General features: G+C 74.1%; 24 protein-coding genes and 1 pseudogene. 16 read left to right on the top strand and 9 right to left on the bottom strand.

Features of this window, described 5'->3' with window-relative positions; all coding sequences use genetic code 11:
* Positions 1-32 precede the first annotated feature (32 nt).
* On the bottom strand, positions 33-1,703 hold the full coding sequence (locus tag GA0070604_RS27690; protein WP_091125036.1) for an alpha/beta hydrolase: 1,671 nt from the start codon (positions 1,701-1,703) through the stop codon (positions 33-35).
* Positions 1,700-1,996: a type VII secretion target gene (locus GA0070604_RS27685; protein ID WP_091125032.1), complete on the bottom strand. Its 297-nt coding sequence runs from the start codon at positions 1,994-1,996 to the stop codon at positions 1,700-1,702. Before GA0070604_RS27685 ends, GA0070604_RS27690 begins: the two co-directional genes overlap by 4 nt.
* 231 nt (positions 1,997-2,227) lie before the next feature.
* Here GA0070604_RS27685 and GA0070604_RS27680 point away from each other — a divergent pair, with 231 nt between their 5' ends.
* The 13 genes and pseudogenes from GA0070604_RS27680 (at position 2,228) to GA0070604_RS27620 (ending at position 14,689) form a co-directional block, all read left to right on the top strand.
* Positions 2,228-2,596, top strand: coding sequence for a holo-ACP synthase (locus GA0070604_RS27680; RefSeq protein ID WP_091125028.1), 369 nt, complete (start codon positions 2,228-2,230; stop codon positions 2,594-2,596).
* Between the two features lie 47 nt (positions 2,597-2,643).
* Positions 2,644-4,113: an NAD(P)H-hydrate dehydratase gene (locus GA0070604_RS27675; RefSeq protein ID WP_091125026.1), complete on the top strand. Its 1,470-nt coding sequence runs from the start codon at positions 2,644-2,646 to the stop codon at positions 4,111-4,113.
* A 92-nt stretch (positions 4,114-4,205) separates the two neighbouring features.
* Positions 4,206-5,323 (top strand): annotated as a pseudogene (gene alr / locus GA0070604_RS27670) (alanine racemase).
* A complete protein-coding gene (locus GA0070604_RS27665) occupies positions 5,320-6,411 on the top strand; it encodes an alpha/beta fold hydrolase (RefSeq protein WP_091125022.1) in 1,092 nt (363 codons plus the stop codon). The pseudogene alr and the gene GA0070604_RS27665 overlap by 4 nt, the downstream one beginning before the upstream one ends.
* Positions 6,408-6,890, top strand: a complete 483-nt coding sequence (gene tsaE / locus GA0070604_RS27660) for a tRNA (adenosine(37)-N6)-threonylcarbamoyltransferase complex ATPase subunit type 1 TsaE (protein ID WP_091125018.1) — start codon at positions 6,408-6,410, stop codon at positions 6,888-6,890. Before GA0070604_RS27665 ends, tsaE begins: the two co-directional genes overlap by 4 nt.
* A gap of 61 nt (positions 6,891-6,951) precedes the next feature.
* On the top strand, positions 6,952-7,653 hold the full coding sequence (gene ung, locus GA0070604_RS27655) for a uracil-DNA glycosylase (protein ID WP_091125014.1): 702 nt from the start codon (positions 6,952-6,954) through the stop codon (positions 7,651-7,653).
* A gap of 117 nt (positions 7,654-7,770) precedes the next feature.
* Positions 7,771-8,622, top strand: a complete 852-nt coding sequence (locus GA0070604_RS27650) for a maleylpyruvate isomerase N-terminal domain-containing protein (protein ID WP_091125011.1) — start codon at positions 7,771-7,773, stop codon at positions 8,620-8,622.
* A gap of 83 nt (positions 8,623-8,705) precedes the next feature.
* The gene (gene tsaB / locus GA0070604_RS27645) at positions 8,706-9,383 is read left to right on the top strand and encodes a tRNA (adenosine(37)-N6)-threonylcarbamoyltransferase complex dimerization subunit type 1 TsaB (protein WP_091125007.1); all 678 of its coding nucleotides are present in this window, start codon (positions 8,706-8,708) and stop codon (positions 9,381-9,383) included.
* A complete protein-coding gene (gene rimI / locus GA0070604_RS27640; protein ID WP_208602178.1) occupies positions 9,380-9,832 on the top strand; it encodes a ribosomal protein S18-alanine N-acetyltransferase in 453 nt (150 codons plus the stop codon). The genes tsaB and rimI overlap by 4 nt, the downstream gene beginning before the upstream one ends.
* Before the next feature lie 5 nt (positions 9,833-9,837).
* Positions 9,838-10,884 carry a tRNA (adenosine(37)-N6)-threonylcarbamoyltransferase complex transferase subunit TsaD gene (gene tsaD / locus GA0070604_RS27635; RefSeq protein WP_091125003.1) on the top strand — a complete coding sequence of 349 codons (1,047 nt, stop codon included), beginning with the start codon at positions 9,838-9,840 and terminating at the stop codon, positions 10,882-10,884.
* A gap of 15 nt (positions 10,885-10,899) precedes the next feature.
* Positions 10,900-11,154 (top strand): hypothetical protein, encoded by a 255-nt coding sequence (locus GA0070604_RS27630; protein ID WP_091125000.1) that lies wholly within the window; start codon positions 10,900-10,902, stop codon positions 11,152-11,154.
* Positions 11,155-11,225: 71 nt separating this feature from the next.
* Complete coding sequence (locus tag GA0070604_RS27625; RefSeq protein WP_091124996.1) at positions 11,226-12,932, top strand: ABC transporter ATP-binding protein; 1,707 nt, start codon at positions 11,226-11,228, stop codon at positions 12,930-12,932.
* The gene (locus tag GA0070604_RS27620; protein ID WP_091124992.1) at positions 12,929-14,689 is read left to right on the top strand and encodes an ABC transporter ATP-binding protein; all 1,761 of its coding nucleotides are present in this window, start codon (positions 12,929-12,931) and stop codon (positions 14,687-14,689) included. Before GA0070604_RS27625 ends, GA0070604_RS27620 begins: the two co-directional genes overlap by 4 nt.
* A 34-nt stretch (positions 14,690-14,723) precedes the next feature.
* On the opposite strand, the gene GA0070604_RS27615 is transcribed toward GA0070604_RS27620, so the two are convergent.
* The 6 genes from GA0070604_RS27615 to GA0070604_RS27590 all read right to left on the bottom strand — a co-directional run bounded on the left by GA0070604_RS27615 (position 14,724) and on the right by GA0070604_RS27590 (position 21,192).
* Positions 14,724-15,905 (bottom strand): ROK family protein, encoded by a 1,182-nt coding sequence (locus GA0070604_RS27615; protein WP_091124989.1) that lies wholly within the window; start codon positions 15,903-15,905, stop codon positions 14,724-14,726.
* A gap of 25 nt (positions 15,906-15,930) precedes the next feature.
* Complete coding sequence (locus GA0070604_RS27610) at positions 15,931-17,190, bottom strand: sugar ABC transporter permease (RefSeq protein WP_091124985.1); 1,260 nt, start codon at positions 17,188-17,190, stop codon at positions 15,931-15,933.
* Positions 17,187-18,011, bottom strand: a complete 825-nt coding sequence (locus GA0070604_RS27605; RefSeq protein WP_091124981.1) for an ATP-binding cassette domain-containing protein — start codon at positions 18,009-18,011, stop codon at positions 17,187-17,189. The genes GA0070604_RS27610 and GA0070604_RS27605 overlap by 4 nt, the downstream gene beginning before the upstream one ends.
* 109 nt (positions 18,012-18,120) lie before the next feature.
* Positions 18,121-19,221, bottom strand: a complete 1,101-nt coding sequence (locus GA0070604_RS27600; protein ID WP_091124978.1) for a sugar ABC transporter substrate-binding protein — start codon at positions 19,219-19,221, stop codon at positions 18,121-18,123.
* A 218-nt stretch (positions 19,222-19,439) separates the two neighbouring features.
* A complete protein-coding gene (gene ybaK, locus GA0070604_RS27595) occupies positions 19,440-19,919 on the bottom strand; it encodes a Cys-tRNA(Pro) deacylase (RefSeq protein WP_091124974.1) in 480 nt (159 codons plus the stop codon).
* Positions 19,920-19,971: 52 nt separating this feature from the next.
* Positions 19,972-21,192, bottom strand: coding sequence for a THUMP-like domain-containing protein (locus GA0070604_RS27590; protein ID WP_091124971.1), 1,221 nt, complete (start codon positions 21,190-21,192; stop codon positions 19,972-19,974).
* 282 nt (positions 21,193-21,474) lie between these two features.
* Here GA0070604_RS27590 and groES point away from each other — a divergent pair, with 282 nt between their 5' ends.
* The 3 genes from groES (at position 21,475) to GA0070604_RS27575 (ending at position 25,197) form a co-directional block, all read left to right on the top strand.
* Positions 21,475-21,789 (top strand): co-chaperone GroES, encoded by a 315-nt coding sequence (gene groES / locus GA0070604_RS27585; RefSeq protein ID WP_089005269.1) that lies wholly within the window; start codon positions 21,475-21,477, stop codon positions 21,787-21,789.
* A gap of 70 nt (positions 21,790-21,859) precedes the next feature.
* Entirely contained in the window at positions 21,860-23,506 is a 1,647-nt protein-coding gene (gene groL / locus GA0070604_RS27580; protein WP_091124968.1) for a chaperonin GroEL, read from the top strand.
* 125 nt (positions 23,507-23,631) lie between these two features.
* On the top strand, positions 23,632-25,197 hold the full coding sequence (locus GA0070604_RS27575; RefSeq protein ID WP_091124965.1) for a molybdopterin-dependent oxidoreductase: 1,566 nt from the start codon (positions 23,632-23,634) through the stop codon (positions 25,195-25,197).
* A gap of 311 nt (positions 25,198-25,508) precedes the next feature.
* Here GA0070604_RS27575 and GA0070604_RS27570 read toward each other — a convergent pair whose 3' ends face one another.
* Complete coding sequence (locus GA0070604_RS27570) at positions 25,509-25,895, bottom strand: WhiB family transcriptional regulator (RefSeq protein ID WP_091127459.1); 387 nt, start codon at positions 25,893-25,895, stop codon at positions 25,509-25,511.
* Positions 25,896-26,079: the final 184 nt, after the last annotated feature.

The following is a 26,079-nucleotide window of genomic DNA, read 5'->3' as shown; positions in this document are numbered from 1 at the left end:
GAGGGGCCGCGTCGTATCCCCACCCGCGCGGCTCACCGGCCCAGCACGATCCGGGCCATCCCGTCCAGCGCCGGGTTGCCGGGTTCCCAGTAGCCGGTGTGGCCGTACCGGCCGCTGGGGAAGCGCCGCCCGCCGAAGCCCGGGTCGCTCGGGTCGCGCCCGAACCACAGCTCGTGGTCGCGGCCGTCCAGCATCGCCGCCGCCGGGCCGAGTGGTGTCCCGGCCAGAATCGCCCGGCGGGCCAGCTCCTCCGGTGGCCGGGCCAGCCGGATCACGTCGTCCGGTGCGGTGCTGGCCCAGACCTGCCCGGGCGGCACCCGCAGCTCGCCCGCGTGCTCGACGCCCACCCCGGGGGAGCCGACGAAGACCAGCGCGTCGGCGCTCAGCCCGTGGTCGCGGGCCGCGAGGCCGACCACCAGCGAGCCGTAGCTGTGGCCGAGCACGGTCTGCCGGGCGGGCGGACCCTCGTGTGAGGCCCGCAGCCCCTCCTGGAACCGGTGCAGCGCCGGCCCGGCGTCCTCCGCCTGCCGGGAGCGGGCCGCCTCGGGCAGGAAGTCCGGCGCGTCGTAGTCCAGCCAGAGCACCGCCGCCGTCTCCTCGCCCGGCCCGAGCGACGCGCAGCGGTCCAGCACGCGGGCGGCCCGGCCCAGCTCGCCCGGGGCGTCGGCGAGGTCCGCGGTCATCCCCGGGACGTACGTCAGCACCGCACCGGCCCGGTCCGGGTTGCCCAGCGCCACCACCGCGCGCCCGTCCCCGCCAGGATCCAGCCCGAGTAGATAGGCCCGGGGCGGCCCCGGCACGGCCAGCCGTCGACCCAGCGCGTCGAGGCCGCGCAGCGCCGCCTCCACCCGGGCGAGCCGGGCCACCCTGGCCAGCTCGAGCGGCCCCGGCGGCAGCGGCTTCGACACCCGTCGGAGTCGGGCCACCAGCTCCTCCCGCCGCCCGGCCAGCAGCAGCCGGTTGGCCTGGTCCCGGGCCGCCACCGGCACCCCGTCGAGCCGGCCGACCCGGGCCGGCTCGTGCCCGGTCAGCCAGCGGCGCTCCGCCGGGGTGAGCCCGGCCCACCAGCGGCTGACCTCGGCCGGGCCGGCTGCGGGCGACGGCCGCCAGCCGGGCGGGACGCTCACCCAGCCGGTGGCCGCCGCCGTGGTCAACTCGCCGAGCCTGGCGGTGGCCTCCCGGTCCGCCGCGCCGGCCAGCGCCAGCGCGGCGCGTACCTCGGCGGCGACCTGGGTCACCGCCGGCCCGAGCCGGTCGGCGGGGCGGGGGCGGGCCGGATCGGGCCGAACCGCCCCCGCCCGGTCCACCAGCAGGCCGCCCGCGTCGGCGTGCGCCACCGCCGCGGCGAGCCGGGCCTTCGCCGCGCCCAGCCGGGCGGCGAACTCGGCGAGCGCCTGGTCGACCTCGATCAGCGCGGGCAGCACGTCGGCCAGCGCGTCACGCAGCCGGCCGACCTGACCGCATGCCGCGCTGGCCGCGGCGCCGGACCAGCCGAGACGAAGGGCGGCGACCCGGGCGTCCAGCCCGGCGGCCCGTTGCCGGAGCGGATCGGCGAGCCCGCGCCAGGCCACCCCGGCCGCGGCCCAGGCACCTGGGTCGGCCCGCCAGAGCTGGGCGTAGCCGGCCGCCGAAGCCGCGCCCGGGTCGGCGCCGCGTCCAGTGGTGGTGCCGGTCGTGCCGGGGGTGCCCGCGCGGAGCCTCAACGGGGTATCCCGGTCAGCCGGCGGGCGGCCCGCTCGTCCGCCGCCTCGTAGTCGTCGGCGGCGGCCCGGACCGACTCGGCGGTGGTCGCCAACCGGGCGGCGAGCGCCCCGCACCAGCGGTGCGTCGCCGCCTCCAGGTCGGCCAGCGCCACCCCGGCCCGCCAGCCGTCGGCCGGCGCCACCAGCCCGTGCGCGCCGGCCAGTGACCGCGCCAGCCGGTACGCGTCGTCGCCCAGCCCTCGTGCGACACCGCGCAGCAGCTCCGGCTCGACGGTGAACGGCTCCCCGGTCATCGGTGACCTCCCCGGGTGGCATGGGCCGCCGACGGCTGACGGCGGCAATGACGGACGCCCGCGCCGGAGCAGCGGGCGGATCGGGCAACGGGGACGCTAGGGGACAGCCGGCCGCCGGCACCGGCCCTGTGGACAACCGGCGGTGGCCGTACCCGTGGGTTGTCCACAAGCGTTGTCCACCGCGCACCCGGCGGCTAATCTCCGGCCGGAACCGCCGGTAGGGTGAGGTGCGTGATCGTGGCTGTCGGCATCGACGTCGTGCTGGTGGACCGGTTCGCCCGAGCCCTGGCGCGGACGCCGCTGCTCGCCGACCGCCTCTTCAGCGAGCCCGAGCGGTACACCCGCTCGGGCAACCCGCGCTCGCCCGAGTCCCTGGCCGCCCGCTTCGCGGCGAAGGAGGCGGTGGCCAAGGCGCTCGGCGCGCCGGCCGGGCTGAGCTGGCACGACTGCGAGGTCGTGCCGGATCCGGACGGCCGGCCCTGGCTGACCGTCTCCGGCACGGTGGCCGCCGCCGCGGCCGAACGGGGGATCAACCGCTGGCACCTGTCGCTGTCGCACGACGGCGGCATCGCGTCGGCGATGGTGGTCGCGGAACGCTGAGCCGACCGGGCGGGCCGCCCGGCGACGAACGGACGGGACGGGGTGGCATGAGACGGGTGTGGCGGGTCGCGGACGTACGCGCGGCGGAGGCCGGCCTGATGGCCACCCTCCCGCCGGGGGAGCTGATGCGGCGGGCCGCCGCCGGCCTGGCCCGCCGCTGCGCGCTGCTGCTCGCCGACCGGGGCGGCGTCTACGGCGCCCGGGTGCTGCTGCTGGTCGGCTCCGGCGACAACGGCGGCGACACCCTGTACGCGGGCGCGCGGCTGGCCCGCCGGGGCGCGGCGGTGTCCGCCCTGCTGCTCACCCCCGGCCGGGCGCACGCCGAGGGGCTGGCCGCGCTGCGGGCCGCCGGCGGGCGCCTCGTCGACCGGCCACCGGCCCCGGTGGACCTGGTGCTCGACGGCATCGTCGGGATCGGGGGCACCGGCGGGCTGCGGGAGACCGCCGATCAGCTCGCCGCGAGCCTGGCGGAGCGCTGCGGGCGGGACGGCGCCCGGGCCACCGTGGTGGCGGTGGACGTGCCGAGCGGCGTCGCGGTGGACACCGGGCACGTGCCGTTCACCGCCGCCGGCCGGCCCTGCGCGGTACGCGCCGACGTGACGGTGACCTTCGGCGCGCTGAAGCCGGCCCTGGTGGTCGGCCCGGCCGCCGCGCTCGCCGGGCACGTCGAGCTGGTCGACATCGGGCTGGAGCCGTGGCTGCGCGGCACCCCGGCGCTGCGGGTCACCGAGTGGTCGGACGTGGTCGACTGGTGGCCCCGACCGGGCCCGACGTCGGAGAAGTACAGCCGGGGCGTGGTCGGGGTGGCGACCGGCTCGGCCGCGTACCCGGGTGCCGCTGTGCTCTCGGTGGGCGGCGCGTTGGCCGGCCCGACCGGCATGGTCCGGTACGCGGGCAGCGCCCGCGCCGAGGTGCTGCACGAGCACCCGTCGGTGATCGCCACCGGCCGGGTCGCCGACGCCGGCCGGGTGCAGGCCTGGGTCTGCGGCTCGGGGCTGGGCACCGGCGAGCAGTCGGTCACCGAGCTGCGTACGGTGCTCAGCGCCCCGGTGCCGGTGGTGCTCGACGCCGACGCGCTCACCCTGCTGGTCGACGGCTCGATGGCCGACCGGCTGCGCGGCCGGGACGCGCCGATCGTGGTGACCCCGCACGACCGGGAGTACGCCCGGCTCTGTGGGGAGACCCCGGGCGCGGACCGGGTGGGGGCCGCGCTGCGGCTGGCCGCCTGGATGAACGCGGTGGTGCTGCTCAAGGGCGACCGCACGATCGTCGGCACCCCGGACGGCCGGGCGTACGTCAACCCGACCGGTACCCCGGTGCTGGCCACCGGGGGCACCGGCGACGTGCTGGCCGGGCTGCTCGGCTCGCTGCTCGCCGCCGGGCTGCCGGCCGAGCGGGCGGCCACCGCGGCGGCGTACCTGCACGGGCTGGCCGGCCGGGAGGCGGCCCGGGGCGGTCCGGTGACCGCGCCCGACGTGGCGGCCGCCCTCCGCCCGGTGCTCGCCCGCCTGCGCTGACCACGGTGGCCCGACCCGACGTCCCGCGTCCCGGGTCGGCGGACCGCACGGCTCTCGGCCGCGATGATCAGCCGCGGAAGTAGGCTGGGGGCATGTGGCAGTCGGAGGTGCGCGTCGACCTGGACGCGATCCGGGAGAACGTGGCCCAGCTCAGGACGGGCACCAGCGCCGAGCTGATGGCGGTGGTGAAGGCCGACGGGTACGGCCATGGCATGGCTCCGGCCGCCCGCGCGGCGCTCGACGCCGGCGCGGACTGGCTCGGGGTCTGCACCCTCGACGAGGCGCTCACCCTGCGCCGGGAGGGGGTCACCGCGCCCGTGCTGGCCTGGCTGCTCGCCCCGGGCTGCCGCTGCACGACGGTGTCGCGGTCGGTATCGACCTGGGCTGCGCGAGCCTCACCCAGCTGGACGAGCTGGTCGAGGCGGGCCGCCGGGCGGACCGCCCGGCCCGGGTGCATCTGAAGATCGACACCGGCCTGTCGCGCGGTGGGGCGACCGTCGCCGACTGGCCCGTCCTGCTGGAGGCCGCCGCGAAGGCCCAGGCCGACGGCCTGGTCGAGGTGGTCGGGGTGTGGAGCCACTTCGCGTACGCGGACTCGCCCGGCCACCCCACCATCGACGGGCAGCTCGCCGTCTTCGAGGAGGGGGTGGCCATGGCCGAGAAGGCGGGGCTGCGCCCCCGCTACCGGCACCTGGCCAACTCGGCCGCCACGCTGACCCGCCCGGACACCCACTTCGACCTGGTCCGCCCCGGCCTGGCCATCTACGGGCTCTCCCCGGTGGCCGGCGAGCGGTTCGGTCTGCGCCCGGCGATGACCGCCCGGGCCCGGGTGATGCTGACCAAGCGGGTCCCGTCCGGCACCGGCGTGTCGTACGGCCACACCTACGTCACCGAGCGGGAGGCCAACCTGGCCGTCGTTCCGCTCGGGTACGCCGACGGGGTGCCCCGGCACGCCTCCAGCACCGGTCCGGTGCAGCTCGGTGGCAAGCGGCGGACCATCGCGGGCCGGGTCTGCATGGACCAGTTCGTGCTGGACTGCGGTGACGACGAGGTGGCGGCCGGGGACGTGGCGACGCTCTTCGGCAGCGGCGCGGACGGCGAGCCCACCGCCGACGACTGGGCCGAGGCGGTCGGCACGATCAACTACGAGATCGTGACCCGGTTCGGCGGGGTCCGGGTACCCCGCGTCTACGACGGCGAAAGGCCGTGAATCACCGCTTCCGCGTCCCCCGGCCGCGCACCGCGGCCGGCCGGGTCGCCGGGGTGGTCGGCGCCGCCGTCGGTGTCGCCGCCGCCGGGCTCGCCGCCGGCGTGGTGGGCGAGCGGATCCTGGTCCGCCGCCTCAAGAACGACCCCGCGGACCCGTACGCCCACGAGGTCTTCGGCGAGCAGCGGTACGACGAGGCGTTCCGGCTGGAGATGCCGGACGGCACCGACATCCACGTCGAGGTGGTCGAGCCGACCCGGCCGGTCGAGGGGCACCCGACCGTGGTGCTGGTGCACGGCTTCTGCCTGGACATGGGGACCTTCCACTTCCAGCGCGAGATGCTCGCCGCGCGCGGCGACTACCGGATCGTCGCGTACGACCAGCCGGGGCACGGCCGCTCCGGCAGGCTGGAAGCCGGCGACTACGACCTGGTCGCGCTGGGCCGGACCCTGCGCCGGGTGATCGACGAGGTGGCTCCGGAGGGGCCGCTGGTGCTGGTCGGTCACTCCATGGGCGGTATGACGATCATGGCGCTGGCCGAGTTGTACCCGGAGCTGTTCGGCGAACGGGTGGTCGGCACCGTGCTGATGGCCACCTCGGGAGGTGTGCTCGCCGAGACCAGGCTGGTGGCGCCCGCGCTGCTCGGCCGGGTCGGCGCGCCGGTGCTCTACATGATGAGCAACGCCGCCCGGTACGGCGGCACGGTGATCGACCGGGCCCGGAAGTCGACGTCCGACGTCGCCTGGCTGCTCACCCGCAGGTACGGCTTCGGCACATCGAGGCCCAGCCCCGCCCTGGTGTCGTACGTCGAGACGATGAACTCGCGGACCTCGGCCGACACGGTCACCCGCTACCTGCGTACGCTGGCCACCCACTCCCGGTTTCCGGCGTTGGCCGCGCTGGCCGACACACCGGTGCTGGTGATCGTGGGGGACAAGGACATGATCACTCCGGTGACCCACTCCGAGGAGATCGTCCGGCGGCTGCCGCACGCCGAGTTCGTGAAGATCCACGACAGCGGGCACGTGGTGATGCTGGAGCACGCCGACGAGGTGAGCGCGGCGCTCGAAGCTTTTCTGGAGGGGTTGTGACCGTCGTCGTGGAGTTGAAGACGGTCGACGACACGCACGAGTTCGGCCGCCGGCTGGCCCGGGTGCTGCACGCCGGTGACCTGCTGCTGCTCAGCGGCCCGTTGGGGGCCGGGAAGACCGCGCTGACCCAGGGCATCGGCGCCGGCCTCGGCGTACGCGGCGACATCACCTCGCCGACCTTCGTGATCGCCCGGGTACACCGCCCCGATCCGGCCCGGGGCGGGCGGGTGACCCTGGTGCACGCCGACGCGTACCGCCTGGGGGAGTCCGCCGACCCGCGCGCCGAGATCGACGACCTGGACCTGGACGCCTCGGTGGACGAGGCGGTCACCGTGGTCGAGTGGGGCGAGGGGGTGGTCGAGCAGTTGGTCGACGCGCATCTGCGGGTCCGCATCGACCGCCGGGACGACGACACCCGGGTGGTCACGTGCGAGCCGGTCGGCGGAGACTGGGCGCGACGCCTGGCCACCCTCGACTGACGACTGTCGTACCCGGCGCCTACAGTGCCCGGGACCGATCTCCACCGGCGGAAGGTTGCCGATGCCCGACGACGCCCCCACCCTCGACCTGCTGGCGCTCCTGCCCGACGCCTGGCAGTCCGTGCTCACCCCGCACCTCGACCCGGCCCGCACCGCGACGCTGGCCGAGTTCGTCGCCGGGGAGTACGCGACCCAGACCGTCTACCCGCCGGTCGAGGACCTGTTTTCCGCCTACCGGCTGTGCGGGCCGGCGGATTGCCGGGTGCTGATCCTCGGGCAGGATCCCTACCACAAGGCGGGGCAGGCGCACGGGCTGAGCTTCAGCGTGCGCGAGGGGGTGTCGGTGCCGCCGTCGCTGCGCAACGTCTTCAAGGAGCTGGGCGAGGACCTGGGCGTGCCGAAGCCGGCGAGCGGCAACCTGACCGGCTGGGCGGCGCAGGGCGTGCTGCTGCTCAACTCGGTGCTCACCGTCCGCGAGGCCAAGCCGGGCTCGCACGCCAACCAGGGCTGGGAGGAGTTCACCGACGCCACCATCCGGGCCCTGGACGCCCTCGATCAGCGGGTGGTCTTCCTGCTCTGGGGCGGTTACGCCCGCAAGAAGGCGGCCCTGGTCACCAACCCGCAGCACGTGGTGCTGGAGGCCGGTCACCCCAGCCCGATGAACCCGCGTGGCTTCCTCGGCAGCCGCCCGTTCAGCGCGGCCAACAAGGCTCTCGCCGACGCCGGGCTGCCCACCATCGACTGGGAGCGCTCAGCCGGCTGACCGCCGACTCCGGGCCGGCAGCCCCGGCCCGGACTCGGGCACCCATCGACGCACGGTTGTCGTTTCGTGGCGGACGGTAGTACGCTCTGCCCCGGTTACGACAGGCGGGGAGGAAACGTGTCGGCGACCATCACCTCGGACGGGTGGTCGACCGCGCCCGCCGCGCTCGCGGCCAACGCCGACCGCTTCCTCGCGCTGGCTCGCTCCGTCCCGCCCGACACCATGGTGACCGCCGACTGGACGGTCACCGACACCCTGGCTCACCTGGTCTCACTGGCCTGGTACTACGTCCGGCTGGTCGACCCGGCCAGCGAGCCGCTGCCGGTCCCCGGCCTCGACGAGCGGCTCCCGCTGGTCACCGTCGACACGGTGGCCGACGCCAACGACCTGGTGCTCCGTCACCTGACGGAGCGTGACCCCGAGCCCCTGCTCGACCGGCTGCGTGAGGACGTCGACCGGCTGCTGGCGGGCTGCGCGGGCCGCCGGCCCGACGAGGTGGTGCCCTGGCTCGGTGACGCCCGGGTGCCGCTCGCCGGCCTGCTCGCCCATCTGGTCAACGAGCTGCTGGTGCACGGCCACGACATCGCTCGCGCGGGCCGCCGGCCGTGGACCCTGCCACCCCGGGACGCTGTGCTGTTCCTGGAGCTGTTCCTGGCCGGGATAATCCGGCACGGCTACGGCCGGCTGTTCGACGGGGTCGACCCGCCGCGCCGGCCCCGGATCGTCGTGCTGTTCACCTCGGCCCACTCCGCGCCCCTCACGCTCGCCCTCGACCACGGGCGGGTGCGGTTCGCCGCGCCGGACGAGCGGCCGGACGTGACGATCCGCTTCGACCCGGCGACGCTCAATCTGATGATGTTCGGTCGGGTCAGCCGAGCCCGCGCGGTGCTCACCGGCCGGGTGCGGATCGGGGGTCCGCGCCCCTGGCTGCTGCCGTCGTTCCTGCGAGTGTTCCGCACCCCGAGCTGAGCCCGCCGGCCCCGCCCGGTGCCGGCCGAGGGAGGGAGGGGCGTCACCGCTGGTAACCGCGGTGGCGGCTAGGCTGGCATACCGTGCTCGTACTCGTGGTGGACTCATCGACGCCCGCGGTGACCGCGGCCCTGGTCGAGGTCTCGGCTGACGGCGTCATGGCCCGCGCGCAGCGGTGTGCGGTCGACGCCCGGGCCCACGGAGAGCTGCTCGCCCCGCAGGTCGACGCGGTGCTGGCCGACGCCGACGCCCGTCCCCGCGACCTCGCCGCGATCGTCGCCGGGCTCGGCCCGGGTCCCTTCACCGGACTGCGGGTCGGCCTGGTCACCGCCGCCACCATGGGGCAGGTGCTGGGCATCCCCACGTACGGGGTCTGCTCGCTGGACGGGATCGGCCACCCGGCGGCCGCCGGCGAGCCGGTCCTGGCCGCCAGCGACGCGCGGCGACGCGAGGTCTACTGGGCGGTCTACGACGGCGCCGGGCAGCGGATCGCCGGCCCGAACGTGGACGTCCCCGCGGTCGCCGCGGAGCGCGCCCGCGACCTGGCCGTCACGGTCGCGGTCGGCGACGGCGCGCACCGGTACGCGGACGTGCTCGGCCTGCCGCTGCGGGTCGAGCCGCGCTACCCGGACGCGACGGCGCTGGCCCGGCTCGCCGCCGAGCGGATCCGCGCGGGTGCCCCCGGCGAGCCGCTCACCCCGCTCTACCTGCGTCGCCCGGACGCCGTCGCGGCCACCGGCCACAAGCCGGTCCTGCGGTGACGGGCGTGCGACTGGAGCGATTCCGCTGGTGGCACATCGACCAGGTGCTGCCCCTTGAGAAGGACCTCTTCGGCGCCGAGCAGTGGTCTCCGGCGATGTTCTGGAACGAGCTGGCCAACGGGCACTTCTACCTGGTCGCCACCGACGACGACGGGAGCCTGCTCGGCTACGCCGGGCTGCTGGTGTCGCCGCCCGACGAGGCATGGGTGCAGAACATCGCGGTCCGCCGCGACGCCCAGCGCCGGGGGATCGGGCGGGCGCTGCTGGAGGCGCTGCTCGCCGAGGCGGCCCGGCGCGGCGTGCGCAGCACGCTGCTGGAGGTCGCCGCGGACAACGCCCCGGCCCAACGGCTCTACGCCACGTACGGCTTCGAGCCGATCGGCGTGCGCCGTGGCTACTACCAACCGAGCAACACCGACGCGCTGGTCATGCAGCGCAACGAGGACTGACGAGCATGGCTGACGAACCACTGATCCTCGGCATCGAGACCTCCTGCGACGAGACCGGGGTCGGCATCGTACGTGGGCACACCCTGCTCGCCGACGCGCTGGCCTCCAGCGTCGAGGAGCACGCCCGGTTCGGCGGCGTGGTGCCCGAGGTGGCCAGCCGAGCCCACCTGGAGGCCATCGTGCCGACCATGGACCGGGCGCTGAAGCAGGCCGGTGTGACGATCGCCGACATCGACGCGATCGCCGTCACCTCCGGCCCCGGCCTGGCCGGCGCGCTGCTCGTCGGGGTCGCCGCCGCGAAGGGGTACGCGGTCGCCGCCGAGAAGCCGGTGTACGGGGTGAACCACCTCGCCGCGCACGTCGCCGTGGACACCCTGGAACACGGCCCGCTGCCCGAGCCGGCGATCGCCCTGCTGGTCTCCGGCGGGCACTCCTCGCTGCTGCGCGTCGACGACCTGGCCCGGGGCGTCACCCCGCTCGGCTCGACCATCGACGACGCCGCCGGGGAGGCGTTCGACAAGGTGGCCCGACTGCTCGGGTTGCCGTTCCCCGGCGGCCCGTGGATCGACCGGGAGGCGCGGGCCGGCGATCCGGCGGCCATCGCCTTCCCGCGCGGGCTGACCGCGCCCAAGGACCTGGCCGCCCACCGCTACGACTTCTCGTTCTCCGGACTGAAGACCGCGGTGGCCCGCTGGGTGGAGGCCCGGCAGCGGGCCGGCGAGCCGGTGCCGGTCGCCGACGTGGCCGCGTCCTTCCAGGAGGCGGTCTGTGACGTGCTGGTCGGCAAGGCGCTGGATGCCTGCCGCAGCAGCGGGATCGAGACGCTGGTGATCGGCGGTGGGGTGGCGGCCAACTCGCGGCTGCGGGCGATGGCCGAGCACCGGGCGGCGAAGCACGGCATCCGGGTGCGTACGCCCCGGCCGGGGCTCTGCACCGACAACGGCGCGATGGTGGCGGCGCTGGGTTCACACCTGGTCGCCTCGGGCGTCGCGCCGAGCCGCCTCGACCTGCCCGCCGACTCGGCGATGCCGCTGACCGTGGTCAGCGTCTGAGCGGGAGGGAGTGCTGTGATCGTCCGGATGTGGGAGGCGAAGGCCGAGTCGTACGGCTTCGCCGACCTGATCACCTGGGTCTGCGAGACCGTGCTGCCCGAGTTCGAGCACGACCCGCTGCACCTGTCCAGCGAGGTGTTCTCCTCCACCGACTTCCGACTCGTGGTCATCTCGAAGTGGCGGAGCAACCCGCGGGAGCTGCCCGACCCGCCGCCGACCCTGGTCGCCCGCCCGCCGCACACCTGGGACTTCACCCAGGTCGACCGCTGACCCGGCACCGCCCCTGACCGGCGGGAATTCGTTGGCGTGGCCGGCTGCCGTCGGCCTAGCGTCGGGGCGTCATGCGTTTCTCACCGGCCGGCGATCCCGGCACCCCCGACGCCCGGTCCGCCACCCGTTACCTGGTCTGGTTGGCCGGTCGACACCCGCTGATCTTCGGCGCCGGCCTCGCGCTCGGCGTCGTCTGGATGGTGACGCAGGCGCTGATGCCGGCCGCCGTCGGGCGGGCCGTCGACGCCGGCCTCGCCCACCGTGACCCGGACGCGCTGCTGCGCTGGGGACTCGTACTGCTGGGGCTGGGCGTCCTCCAGGCCACCGCCGGCATCCTCCGGCACCGCTGCGCGGTGCACAACTGGCTCGGCGCCGCGTACCGGACCGTGCAGGTCGCGGTGGACGCCACCAACCGACTCGGCGCCGCGTTGCCCCGCCGGGCCGCCGCGGGCGAGGTGGTCAGCATCGGTACGTCCGACATCGAGCACATCGGCAGCGCCATCGACATCACCGCCCGGGGCACCGGATCGGTGGTGGCGATCGTCACCGTCGCGGCGATTCTGCTCACCGCGTCGCTGCCGCTCGGGCTGGTCGTGGTGCTCGGCGTGCCACTGCTGATGGGCCTGGTGGCGCTGCTGATCCGGCCGCTGCACCGACAGCAGGCGGCGTACCGGGACTCGACCGGGCGGCTCACCGCCCGTGCCGCCGACATCGTCTCCGGGCTGCGGGTGCTGCGCGGGGTGGGCGGGGAACCGGTGCTGGGCGCCCGCTACCGGGAGCAGTCCCAGGCGCTGCGCGCCGACAGCCTGCGGGTGGCCCGGGTGGAGTCATTGCTCCAGGCGGCGCAGATCCTGCTGCCCGGGGTCTTCCTGGTGCTGGTGACCTGGCTGGGGGCCCGGTTCGCGCTGGCCGGCGAGATCAGCGCCGGTCAGCTCGTCGCGTTCTACGGCTACACCGCCTTCCTGGTCAGCCCGCTGCGCAACCTCACCGAGGCGGCCGACAAGCTGACCCGGGGGCACGTCGCCGCCCGTCGGGTGGTCCGGCTGCTCCGCCTCACCCCGGAGTTCACCGACCCGGCCCGCCCGGTGCCGCTGCCCGACGGGCCGGGCGAACTGGTGGACGTCCGGTCGGGGCTGGTGCTGCGGCCGGGTCGGTTCACCGCGCTGGCCGCCACCGCGCCCGAGGACGCGGCCGAGATCGCCGACCGGCTCGGCCGGTACGTCGACGGGGACGTGACGCTGCACGGCGTACCGCTGCGTGACGTGGCACTGGCGACGGTGCGCGAGCGGATTCTGGTGGTCGACAACGACGCGCAGCTCTTCGCCGGCCCGCTCCGCGTGGAGCTGGACCCGCACGACCGGGGCGACCGGGCCTCGGTCGAGGCGGCGCTGGTCGCGGCCGGCGCGACCGACATCGTCGACGCGCTGCCCGACGGGCTGGACAGCCGGGTGGCCGAACGCGGCCGGGAATTCTCCGGCGGGCAGCGGCAGCGGCTCCGGCTGGCACGGGCGCTGGTCGCGGACCCGGAGACGCTGATCCTGGTCGAGCCGACCAGCGCGGTGGACGCGCACACCGAGGCGCGGATCGCCGACCGGCTGGGCGCCGCGCGCGACGGCCGGACCACGCTCGTCTGCACCACCAGTCCGCTGGTGCTCGGCCGCGCCGAGCACGTGGTGTTCGTGGAGGACGGCAAGGTGGTCGCGGAGGGCCGCCACGAGGACCTGCTCGCCGCCGAGCCGCGCTACGCGGCCACGGTGAGCCGGGAGGAGGACCGGTGAGCACCGCCCTGCCCGTCGCCGACGCCGGCCAGGTCCGCCGGTACGCGCGCACCCTGATCCGCCGGCATCCGCGCGGTCTGGCCGCCGCGCTCGGCCTGCACGCGCTCGCCGCCGCGGCCGGCCTGATCGCGCCCCGGCTCCTCGGCGACCTGGTGGAGGGGATCTCGCGAGGTGTCGGCACCGTCACCGTCGACCGGATCGCGCTGGCCATCGCCGGTTTCGTGGTCGTCCAGTCGGTGCTGGTCCGCTTCGCCCACCTGGCCTCGGCCCGGCTCGGCGAGCGGGTCCTCGCCGAGCTGCGCGAGGAGTTCGTCGAGCGGGTACTCACCCTGCCGCTGGCCACCGTGGAGCGCGCCGGCACCGGCGACCTGCTCACCCGTACCTCCCGGGACGTCTCCGCGCTCTCCCGGACGGTGCGGTTCGCCGCGCCCGAGACGCTGATCTCGGCGGTCACCGTGCTGCTGATCCTCGGCGCGCTGCTGCTGACCGGCCCGCTGCTGGTGCTGCCCGCGCTGCTCGCGGTCCCGGTGCTGGTCGCCGGCACCCGCTGGTACCTGCGCCGCGCGCCCGAGGGCTACCTGCGGGAGAACGCCGCGTACTCGGACATCACCGACGGGATCAGCGAGGTGGTGGAGGGGGCCCGGACCACGGAGGCGTTGCGGCAGCAGACCCGCCGCCGGGCCCGCACCGACGCCGACATCCGCCGGTCGTACGCGGCCGAGCGGTACACCCTCCACCTGCGTACGGTCTTCTGGCCGGTGGCCGAGTTCGGGTACGTCGTACCGGCGGTGGCCACCCTGCTCATCGGTGGCTGGTTCCACCTCAAGGGCTGGGCGAGCCTGGGGCAGGTCACCGCCGCCACCCTCTACGCGCAGCAACTGGTGGACCCGGTCGACCGGCTCCTCGCCTGGCTGGACGAGCTACAGGTGGGCGGCGCCTCACTGGCCCGGCTGCTCGGGGTGGCGAACGGCCCCGCCGCCGATCCGGCCGACGCCGCGGTGGCGCCCGCTCGTCAGGGGCCGGGGCGGGGCGACGGCCGGCTGGCCGCCCACAACATCCGGTACGCCTACCGGGACGGGCACGACGTGCTGCACGGCGTGACCCTGGTGCCTCGGCCGGGGGAGAAGCTGGCCATGGTTGGCCCGTCCGGCGCGGGGAAGTCCACGCTGGGGCGGCTGCTCGCCGGGGTGTATCCGCCCCGCTCCGGCTCGGTCACCGTGGACGGCCGTCCGCTCACCGGGCTGCCCCTGGCCGAGCTGCGCGGCCACGTCGCGCTGGTCAGCCAGGAGCACCACGTCTTCATCGGCACCCTGGCCGAGAACGTGGCGATGATCCGCCCCGACGCGGAACCGGCCGAGGTGCGCGCCGCGCTGGCCGCCGTCGACGCGTTGGGTTGGGCGGAGGCGCTGCCGGACGGGCTGGACACCCGGGTCGGGGCGGGCGGGCAGCCGCTCTCCCCGGCCCAGGCGCAGCAGCTCGCGCTGGCCCGGCTGGTGCTCGCCGACCCGCACACGCTGGTGCTGGACGAGGCCACCTCGCTGATCGATCCGCGTGCCGCCCGGGCGCTGGAACGCTCCCTGGCCGCCGTGCTGGAGGGGCGGACCGTCATCGCCATCGCGCACCGGCTGTTCTCCGCGCACGACGCCGACCGGGTGGCGGTGGTGGAGGACGGCCGGATCACCGAGCTGGGCTCGCACGACGAACTGGTCGCCGCCGACGGCTCGTACGCGGCGCTCTGGCGTTCCTGGCACGGCTGAACGGCCGCACCCCGGCGGCCCGTCCGGGGAGCCGTCAGCCGACGTCGAGGGGGTCGGCGAGGAGGCGTTCGAAGGCGAGTTCGGCGGCCCCGATCAGCGCCCCGTCCTCGCCCAGCGTCGGCGTACGCAGCCGGACGTGCTCCAGGCAGGCGGGCAGCCCGTTGGCGTTGAGCCGGCTGCGGACCTGGGCGGCGGCGGCCAGGTAGAGGTCGCGCATGGTGCCACCGAAGATGATCATCTCCGGGTTGAAGATGTTGACCAGGTTGGCCACGCCGAAGCCGAGCCAGTCGCCGGCCTGCCGGACGGCCGTCTGGGCGCGGGCGTCGCCCCGGTCGGCGGCGTCGAAGACGGCCAGCAGCGCGTCCCGGCCCCGGGCGTCGGAGCGGCCGGCGGCCCGTAGCAGCCCGTGCTCGCCGATCTCGGTCTCCCAGCAGCCTCGGCGCCCGCAGTCGCAGGGCAGCCCGTCGCGGACCACCACCATGTGGCCGACCTCGCCGCTGTACCCGCCGTGCCCGGTGAGCCGCCGCCCGCCGGCGATGATGCCGGCCCCGACGCCGACGTCCCCGTACAGGTAGATGACGTTGTCGCAGCCGGTTGCGACGCCCCGGGCGTGTTCGGCGAAGGCCGCCACGTCCGCCACGTTGCCCACCGTGATCGGTACGTCGGTGCCCAGCTCGGCGGCGAGCGCCGCGCCGATCGGCTCGTCCACCCAGCCGTTGGTCGGGCTCAGCCGGACCAGGCCGTCCTCCCGCCGGACCAGGCCGCAGACCGCCAGCCCGGCACCGACGCAGATGGCATCCGGCGGCACCGACGGGTGCATCTTCTTGACCGCGCCGGCCAGCAGCGGCGCGGCCTCCCCGGCGATCAGGTTCCGGGGCCGGTCCAGCTCCCAGCGGTCGAGCACCTCGCCGCCGAGACCGACCCGTGCGGCCCGCAGCCGGTCCACCTCGACGCTGTACGCGTACGCGTAGACCCGCTCCGACTCGGGCCGGACGACCAGCGACGGTCGCCCGGCCCGGCCGGTCTCCTTCGGTGCGCCCTCGCTGACCAGACCGGCGCCGGCCAGGTCGGCGGTCAGCGCGCCGATGGTGCTGCGGTTCAGCCCGAGGGCGGTGGTCAGCTCGGCGCGGCTGGTGGCGCCGTGCACGTGCACGTACCGCAGCAATGCGCCCAGGTTCTGCCGGCGGATCTCGTCCTGGCTCGGTCCTGCGCGCATTGCCACAGCCATTTCCGTAAGCGGGTCAGCGGGTGCCCGTGGCGGCGGCCCGCCGTCGGGACAGCGCGTCGATGGCGGCGGCCCCGAGCAGGACGACGCCGGTGACCACGTACTTGACGCCCGAGCTGTATCCCATCAGGCCCATCCCGTTGTCAATGACGGCGATCACCGCGCCGCCGAGTACCGCGTCGAGCACCCGGCCCTTGCCGCCGAAGAGGCTGGTGCCGCCGATGACCGCCGCGCCGACGGCGTACAGCAGGACGCTGCTGCCGCCGGTGTTCGGGTCGACCGAGTTGGCCCGGCTCGCCGCCACGATGCCGCCGATGGCCGCCATACCGGAGCAGATCACGAAGACCGAGATCCGGATCCGGTCGACGTTGATGCCGGCGCGGCGGGCCGCCTCCCGGTTACCGCCGACCGCGTAGACGTGCCGGCCGTAGGTGGTGCGCTGGAGCACGAAGGTCCATACGATCAGCAGCACCGCGATGATCGGCACCACGATCGGCACGCCCTTGAGCGAGGTGATCAGGATGTTGCGGCTGCGCTCCAGGTTGAGGATGTAAACCGCGACGCCGAGGATCAGCGCCAGCCCGCCGATCCGCGTGAGGACCACCGCGATCGGGTCGGTCAGCAGGCCCCGGGTGGAGCGCTGCCAGTGCCGGTGCAACTGGACCGTCGCGTAGCCGACGACCGCCACGGCGGCCAGCAGCCAACCGACGGCGGGGGGAAGGTTCCGGTTGGCGATGGCCAGCAGCACGTCGTCCCGCACAGAGATGTTCGCGCCCTCCTTCATGAGCATCAGCGCGATGCCCTGGAAGGCGAGGAAGCCGGCGAGGGTCACCACGAAGGAGGGAATGCCGACCTTCGCCACCAGGAAGCCGAGGAGCGTGCCGATGACCAGGCCGGTGGCGACCGCGGCGAGCAGCGCCAGATACCAGGGGTGGCCGAGCACGGTCACCACGTTGGCCAGTACCGCCGCGCAGACCCCGCTGGCGAAGCCGGCCGAGAGGTCGATCTCGCCGAGCAGCAGGACGAAGACCAGCCCCATCGCGATCAGGGTGGTCGCCGCGCCCTGGGTGAAGAGGTTGGCGAAGTTGCCGGCGGTGAGGAAGGACGGGCGGGCGATCGAGAAGCCGACACAGAGCACGACGAGCATGCCGACGGCGGGGAGCGCGCCGATGTCGCCACCGCGTACCCGGCCCCAGTAGTTGTGGAGGTGACTGCCGACGGTGGGCGCCGGTGCGACCGCGGCGGGCCCTTCCTTCTTGACGGCTGTGGTGGTCATCGAGCGGCTCCTGGGGTGGGGTCGGCGGGCTCGGCGCCGTTGCCGTTGCTGCCCGGGGCCGGGTCGGCGGGGAGGCCGAGGCTGCCGGAGCGGCCGGCGGTGATCAGCTCGACCACCTGCGAGTGGGTGATGTCGGTGGTCTTCACCTGGGCGACCATCTGGCCGAGGTAGAGCGCGGCGATCCGGTCGGAGACGGCGAAGACGTCGTTCATGTTGTGCGAGATGAGGACGACCGCCAGGCCGTTGTCGGCCAGTCGGCGGACCAGTTCCAGCACCTGGGCGGTCTGCGCGACGCCGAGCGCGGCGGTCGGCTCGTCCAGGATGACCAGCCGGCTGTTCCAGAGCACCGCCTTGGCGATGGCCACGGTCTGGCGCTGGCCGCCGGAGAGGCTGGAGACGTGCTGGCGCAGCGACTTCACCGTACGGACGCTGAGCCCGGCCAGGGTCTCGGCGGCCATCTGCTCCATGGTCGGCTCGTCGAGCACGATCCCGGTGCGCTTCTCCCGGCCGAGGAACATGTTCTGCACGATGTCGAGGTTGTCGCAGAGCGCGAGGTCCTGGTAGACGACCTCGATGCCGAGCGCGGCGGCGTCCCGGGGGCCGTGGATGCTCACCGGCCGCCCGTCGAAGAGGAACTGGCCGGCATCCGTGGGGTAGATGCCACTGATGCACTTGACCAGGGTTGATTTGCCGGCACCGTTGTCGCCGACCAGCGCGGTCACCTCACCGGCGTGGGCGGTGAAGGCAACGTCGCGCAGCACCTGGACGGGACCGAAGCTCTTGTCGATCCCGCGTAGTTCCAGCAGGGGGGTTGCGGACACGGGGGTCTCCTTTGGCTGGAGGGAAGATCTCGGATCCCGTCCGGCGACGCGCCGCCAGGCACGGACATCCGTGCCGGGCGGCGCGTCGTCTGATGCGGGTACGGAAGGGTCAGCTGATGCCGGCGTCGGCGCAGAGCTTGGCGTAGGCGCCCTTGCAGAGCTCGTCCTTGGTCACGTAGCCGTCATCGACGACGTCCTTGACGTTCTCCTTGTAGATCGCCTTCGGCTCCAGCAGCACGGCCGGCACGTCCCGGCCGCCCTCCGGGTCCTTGACCGTCTGGTCGGTGTCCTTCTTCTCCCCCTTGGCGAGCCCGATGGCCAGCGCGGCGGCGGCGTCCGCCTCCTTCTTGACCGCCTTGTAGACGGTCATGCACTGGTCGCCGGCGAGGATGTTCTGCAGGCCCTCGGCCGTGGCGTCCTGGCCGGTCACCGGCACCTTGCCGTTGAGCTTGTTCTTCTTCAGCACGGAGATGGCCGCGTTGCCGAGGCCGTCGTTGGCGGAGAGCACCCCGTCGATCTTGCCGCCGGCCTTGGTGAGCTGCTGCTCGAAGATTGTGGCGGCCTGCGCGTTGTCCCAGTCCGGCACGGAGTCGTCGGCGGCCTTGGTGTACTCCTTCGAGTCGAACTTCGGCTTGAGCACCGAGTCGTACCCGTTCTTGAACAGGGTGGCGTTGTTGTCGGTCGGCGAGCCGTTGAGGTAGGCGATCGCCGGGTTCTTGACGCCCTTGTCGGTCAGGCACTTGACCAGGCCCTCGCCCTGGAGCTTGCCGACCGCCTCGTTGTCGAAGCTGACGTAGTACTGGGCGGAGCCGCCCAGCGTCAGCCGGTCGTAGTCGATGGTGGCCACACCCTGGGACTTTGCCCTCTCCAGCACGGCCTTGCCGGTGCCGGAGTCCAGGTTGACGATCATCAGGACGGTCACGCCGTCGGTGATCATCTGGTCGGCGATGGTCTGGAACGCGTTCTTGTCGTTCTGGGCGTTCTGGATGACGGAATCGACGCCGGCGGCCTTGAACGCCTCCTCCAGGTACTTGCGGTCCGCGGTCTCCCAGCGGGCGGAGGACTTGCTGTCCGGGAGGATGACGCCGATCTTCGGCTTCTTGTCGTTCGAGCCACCGGCCTGGTCGGAGCCGCTGTCGTCACCACAGGCGGCCATGCTGCCGGTGGCCAGGAGGCCGACGGCGGCGAAGGTGAGGAAGCCCTTGCGCATGTGCACGGGTCCTTTCCGAGGGTGGGGGAGTAGTGGTCGGTGCTTTTGTTGTGTCCGGCAACGTATTCCCCCGTCGTCGGGCACGCAAGACTGCCGAGGTCGGAAGTTTGTTGGTGGCAGTAACAATTCAGCAACGCCACTGTCCCCGGACGCCTGCCCCGCTGAGAGCGCTCCCGCCGCGAGGTGCGGCAACACCCGCGCCGGTGGTCCGAACTGGATCAGGCGGCCGCGATGGGCGCGGTGACGGCGTCGGTCAGGGCGACCAGATCCGCCGGGGCGAGTTGCAGTTGCAGGCCCCGGCGGCCCGCCGAGACGTAGACGGTCGGATGGTCCAGCGCCGACGCGTCGACCACAGTGGGCAGCCGCTTGCGCTGACCGAGCGGGCTGATCCCGCCACGGACGTAACCGGTGGCCCGCTCGGCCACGGTCCGATCCGCCATACCGGCCCGCTTGCCGCCCACCGCGGCGGCGAGCGCCTTGAGATCCAGTTCCCCGGTGACCGGTACGACCGCCACGGTCAGTCCGCCGTCGACCTCGGTGACCAGCGACTTGAACACCCGCTCCGGCGGCACCCCGAGGGCCGCCGCGACCAGCGCACCGTAGTTCGGCGCGTCCGGGGAGACGTCGTACGGGTGGGTGCTGTGCTTGATCTTGCGCTTCGCCAGCAGTGCCGTCGCTGGAGTGCCCTGTCCCGCCATGCCCGACAAGTTAGCCCGGCGCCGGAGCGGCGGGCGAGCCGAAAACCGCCGCTCAGCCGGACAGCGGCTGGCAGATCAGCACGGTCGGCGCGCCGGCCACCCGGGTCAGCACCAGGCTGGCCGCCGCCTCGCCGGCCAGCCTTAGGTCCCGGCGCAGCCGTTCCGGCTCCAGCGCCGAGCCGCGCTTGAGGATCTCCACCCGGCCCACCCGGCGCTCCCGGAGCAGGGCGCGCAGCCGCTTCAGCGAGAACGGCAACACGTCGGTGACCGCCAGGCCCCGGGCGAACGGCGTGGCCACGGGAGCGTCGGCGTAGAGGTAGGCGATGCTCGGGTCGGCCAGGGTCGCGTCCAGTTCCGCGGCCAGCTCGGCGACCAGGTGCGCGCGGACCACTGCCGGGTCCGGGTCGTACACATACCGCCGGACGGCTCCGACGGTCGCCTCGGCGTTGCCGCTGCCGGTGAGCTGATTGCAGGGGGCCCCTGCTCTACCGGAGGCGTTAACAGGGGGCCCTTCCTTGCACAGCGTGGCGCGGCGGGGGACCTCGGCCAGCGCGCCGCACCAGAGGGCGGCCTCGACCAGGTCGCCGGCGACGCTGACCCACTCGGCCTCGGCGCCGGCCGGGATCAGCGCGTGGTCCAGTCCCGGGGCCACCTTGACCACGGTGCGCGGTACCCGCTCGGCCAGCCCGGTGACGAAGTCCCAGGGCGGCGAGTAGGCGTTCGGGTCGAAGATCCGGCGGCCGGTGCCGGCCGCCCGGCGAGCCGGGTCGCAGAAGACCGCCTCGACCCGGGTGACGTCGAACGCCGTCGCGTCCCCGCACTCCACGGTGAACAATTCGGCCAGCCCAACCGCCTCGGCGTTCGCGGCGGCCATCGCGGCGGTCACCGGGTCGGCCTCCACCCCGTACACCCGGATGCCGGCGCGGGCGGCGGCGAGCGCGTCCGCGCCGAGACCGCAGCCCAGGTCGGCGAGGGTACGGACCCCGGCGGCGCGCAGCCGTGCGGCCCGCCGGTCGGCGACCACCCGGCGGGTGGCCTGCTCCAGCCCGGGGCGGGTGAGGAACATGCCGGCGGCCTCCGGCCCGAACTTGCCGGCCGCCCGGCGGCGCAGCTCGGCCTGGGTGAGCGCGGCGGCGGCCAGCCCGGCCGGGACTCCGGCCGCGCGGAGCCGGGCCGCCGCGGCCAGCGGATCGCCGCCGGCGACCTCGGCGGCCGCCGCGAGCGCGGCCGACCCCTCGGGGGTACGCAGGGCGGCGAGCTGGTCGAGATCCACCCGGCCATTGTCACGGCCGGCCTGGCACCTGGGCGGCGGGGGTTGGCGTGAATCATCGCGGCCGAGCGCGACACGTTGGCACTCTCCTTGACGGAGTGCTAGCCGAGGCATAACCTGCGATTAGCACTCTCACCCTGAGGGTGCCAACGCCCGGGCCCAGGTGTCCGGGGGTTGAACGCCAGGCGGACCGGCACCCGCGACGACGGCCCCGCCCGGTGGCATGTGGCAGATTGACGCCGGTCGGCACGCCGACCGGCAACGAAACCAGTACCCCAGGAGGGTATGCCCGTGACTACCGCGACCAAGGTTGCGATCAAGCCGCTCGAGGACCGGATCGTGGTCCAGGCGAACGAGGCTGAGACCACCACGGCGTCGGGCATCGTGATCCCCGACACCGCCAAGGAGAAGCCGCAGGAGGGCACCGTCCTCGCTGTCGGCCCGGGCCGGATCGACGACAAGGGTAACCGCGTGCCGCTCGACGTGAAGGTCGGCGACACCGTTCTGTACTCGAAGTACGGCGGCACCGAGGTCAAGTACGCCGGCGAGGAGTACCTGGTGCTCTCCGCCCGCGACGTCCTCGCGGTCATCGAGAAGTAAGCAACCGATCAGTGTCGTTGCCCCGGTCCGGCTCGCCGGGCCGGGGCAACGTCGCTTCGAAGGGATACTGATGGCGAAGATCCTCAGCTTCTCGGACGACGCCCGGCACCTGCTGGAGCACGGCGTCAACGCCCTCGCCGACGCGGTCAAGGTCACCCTCGGCCCGCGCGGGCGCAACGTCGTCCTGGACAAGAAGTTCGGTGCGCCCACGATCACCAACGACGGCGTGACCATCGCCAAGGAGATCGAGCTCACCAACCCGTACGAGAACCTCGGCGCGCAGCTGGTCAAGGAGGTGGCGACCAAGACCAACGATGTCGCCGGCGACGGGACCACCACCGCGACCGTGCTGGCCCAGGCGATGGTCCGCGAGGGCCTGCGCAACGTGGCCGCCGGGGCCAACCCGACCGGCCTCAAGCGGGGCATCGACGCGGCGGCCCGGAAGGTCTCCGAGGCGCTGCTCGACAAGGCCGTCGAGGTCGCCGACAAGGAGTCGATCGCGCACGTCGCGACGATCTCCGCGCAGGACGCCACCATCGGCGAGCTGATCGCCGAGGCGATGGAGAAGGTCGGCCGCGACGGCGTCATCACCGTCGAGGAGGGCTCCGCGCTCGTCACCGAGCTGGACGTGACCGAGGGCCTCCAGTTCGACAAGGGCTTCATCTCGCCGAACTTCGTCACCGACGTGGAGGGGCAGGAGGCGGTCCTGGAGGACCCGTACATCCTGATCACCACGCAGAAGATCTCGGCGATCGAGGAGCTGCTGCCGCTGCTGGAGAAGGTCCTCCAGAACAACAAGCCGCTGCTGATCATCGCCGAGGACGTCGAGGGCCAGGCGCTGTCGACGCTGGTGGTCAACGCGATCCGCAAGACCCTCAAGGTCTGCGCGGTCAAGGCCCCCGGCTTCGGCGACCGCCGTAAGGCGATGCTCCAGGACATGGCGATCCTGACCGGTGCCGAGCTGGTCGCCCCCGAGCTGGGCTACAAGCTCGACCAGGTCGGCCTGGAGGTGCTCGGCACCGCCCGCCGCGTGGTGGTGGACAAGGAGAACACCACCATCGTCGACGGTGCCGGCCAGGCGAGTGAGGTCGCCGACCGGGTCGCCCAGATCCGCAAGGAGATCGAGGCCTCGGACTCCGAGTGGGACCGGGAGAAGCTGGCCGAGCGGCTGGCGAAGCTCTCCGGTGGCATCGCCGTGATCAAGGTCGGCGCGGCCACCGAGGTCGAGATGAAGGAGCGCAAGCACCGCATCGAGGACGCCATCGCCGCGACCAAGGCCGCGGTCGAGGAGGGTACGGTCCCGGGTGGCGGCGCCGCCCTGGCCCAGATCCTGCCGGTGCTCGACGACGACCTGGGTATGACCGGTGACGAGAAGGTCGGCGTCTCGATCGTGCGCAAGGCGCTGGTCGAGCCGCTGCGCTGGATCGCCCAGAACGCCGGCCACGACGGCTACGTGGTGGTGCAGAAGGTCGCCGGCCAGGAGTGGGGCAACGGCCTCGACGCCGCCGTCGGCGAGTACGTCGACCTGGTCAAGTCCGGCATCCTCGACCCGGTGAAGGTGACCCGCAACGCGGTCACCAACGCCGCCTCGATCGCCGGCCTGCTGCTCACCACCGAGAGCCTGGTGGTGGAGAAGCCGGAGAAGGCCGAGCCGGCCGCCGCCGGTGGCCACGGCCACGGGCACGGGCACGGCCACCAGCACGGCCCGGGCTTCTGATCCCAGGGGCGTAACGGCAGCCGATCAGGGCACACCGCCTCGCGGGGCGGTGTGCCCTGATCCGTGTTGTCGCGGAACGCCGACGTGGATGGCGGAGGGCCGCTCCGATCGACAACACTGAGGGTGTGAGCAATCCCTCCCGTGGTCATGCCGCGCTGGCCGGGATCACCGCCGCGGCCGTGGCGATCGGGGTCGCCGAACCGGTGGCCGTCCTCACCGGCCCCCGCTCGGCACCGCTGATCGCGGTCGGCGGGCTCGTCGTCGACCTGGTGCCCGAGCCGCTCAAGCGGTTCGGTATCGCGCTCTTCGGCACGTCCGACAAGATCGCTCTGCTGGTCGGGACGGCGGTGCTGCTGGCCGCGTTCGCCGCGCTGGTCGGCGTGCTGGCGGCCCGGCGCCTGGCGATCGGCCTGGCCGGCATCGCCGCGTTCGCCGCCCTCGGGGCGGCCGCCGCGCTGACCCGGGCCGGCGCGGACGCCTTCGACGCGCTGCCCTCGCTGGTCGGGGCCGGGCTGGGCGGGCTGACGCTCTGGCTGCTGCTGGCCGGCCCGCTCTCGCCCGAGTTGTGGGCCTGGTCCCCGCCCTCCGCGCGCGACCTGGACGAAAAACACTCCGAGGCCGACCCCGACGGCCGGCGGCGGTTTCTGCGCGGTGTGGGCGCGCTGGCCGGCACGGCGGCGGTGGCCGGGGTGGGCGGGCACTGGCTGGCCGGCCGGCGGGGGGTGTCGGCGGCCCGCCAGGCGATCGTCCTGCCCACGCCGTCCGCCCCCGCCCCGGCGGTGCCGGCCGGCGCGGACCTGTCGCTGGCCCGGCTCGCCCGCTACGTCACCCCGAACAGCGGCTTCTACCGGATCGACACCGCCCTGGTGGTGCCGCAGGTGGACCCGGCGACCTGGCGGCTGCGCATCCACGGCCGGGTGCGCAACCCGATCGAGCTGAGCTTCGCCGACCTGCTCGCCCGGCCGATGGTCGAGCGGTACGTGACCCTGGCCTGCGTCTCCAACGAGGTGGGCGGGGACCTGATCGGCAACGCGCGGTGGCTGGGCGTACCGATCAGGGAAGTGCTGGACGAGGCGGACCCGGAGGAGGGCGCGGACCAGGTGGTCGGCCGCTCGGTCGACGGCTGGACCTGCGGCACCCCGACGGCGGTGCTGCGCGACGGGCGGGACGCGTTGCTCGCGATCGGGATGAACGGCGAGCCGCTGCCCGTCGAGCACGGCTTCCCGGTACGCATGGTCGTCCCCGGGCTCTACGGCTACGTCTCGGCGTGCAAGTGGGTGACCGAGCTGGAGCTGACCAGCTTCGCCGACTTCGACGCGTACTGGGTGCCACGCGGGTGGGCGGCGCAGGGGCCGATCAAGACCCAGTCCCGGATCGACACGCCCCGCCCGCGCAACCGGCTCACCGCCGGCCCGGTCATGGTCGCCGGGGTGGCCTGGGCACAGCATCGGGGCGTCCAGCAGGTCGAGGTACGTGTCGACGGTGGCCCCTGGCAGGACGCGACGCTCGCCCCGGCGGTCTCGTTGGACACCTGGGTGCAGTGGTCGTGGCGCTGGGACGCCGGCCCGGGCGAGCACACTCTCCAGGTGCGGGCCACCGACGCCGACGGCGCGACGCAGCCGGAGGAGAGCCGCCCGGTCGCGCCGGACGGGGCCACCGGTTGGCACACCGTCCGGGTCACGGTGGCCTGAGCCCGGGCCTGCCTGCGGTCGCGGCGCGGGCGGACCATGTCCCCTCAACCCCCTTTGGACCTGATGTCGTAAACGATTCACCGCGGCTTTCGGCGCCCGGACCGCCCAGGGACGGAGACCCGGTCCGCCCCCGCGGGACCGGGGTCAGGACTCTGGGCATCGGCTGTCCCGGCGTCAGCGTCGCTGGACGTCGAATCGTTTGTGACATCAGCTCGGAAGCGAGGAAACGCACTTTCCGTGGCCCGTGGCAGGCGGCCACTGGCTCGGGCGCGTGAGGAGCGGGGCGCGGCACCCGGGCGGAGGCCGGCCGGTCAGGCGATCCTGCGCTGCTGCTGCGGCACGGTGGACTTGTGCGGCGCGCCGAGGCGGGCCTCCAGCCGGGCCACGTCGACCCGGGCCTGCCGGCGGTCGGCCAGGTCCTCCCAGCCGAGGGCGAGCAGGCGCAGCCGCTCCGACTCGCTGAAGCCGCCCCATACGCCGTACGGCTCGCGGACCGACAGGGCGTGCGCGGCGCACTCTGCCCGTACCGGGCAGGTCCGGCAGACGGCCTTGGCGCCGGACTCGCGGCGCAGGCGCGACGAGCCGCGTTCACCGTCCGGGTGGAAGAACTGCGCGCTGTCCCGTCCGCGGCAGGCGCCGAGCCGTTGCCAGTCCCAGAGGTCGATGATGGGTCCAGGCAGTCTGCGTACGTTCGACATCAGCACCCCTCCTCCCGCGCGGCGGTCCGCGCGGGCCACCGTTCCGGCCTGGCCCCTCGGTACCCCGGCGCTCCCGCGCTCACACATCTGTGATCGAAACCTCGGACAACTTGCGGCATATGCCCCATCTGCCGGAAAAGTTCGGATGATTGCCCGGAACCTCCTCCCTGGCCGACCCCGTCGT

Source organism: Micromonospora eburnea, assembly GCF_900090225.1.
Lineage (GTDB): Bacteria > Actinomycetota > Actinomycetes > Mycobacteriales > Micromonosporaceae > Micromonospora > Micromonospora eburnea.
This window is presented reverse-complemented; position numbering and strand designations above follow the sequence as displayed.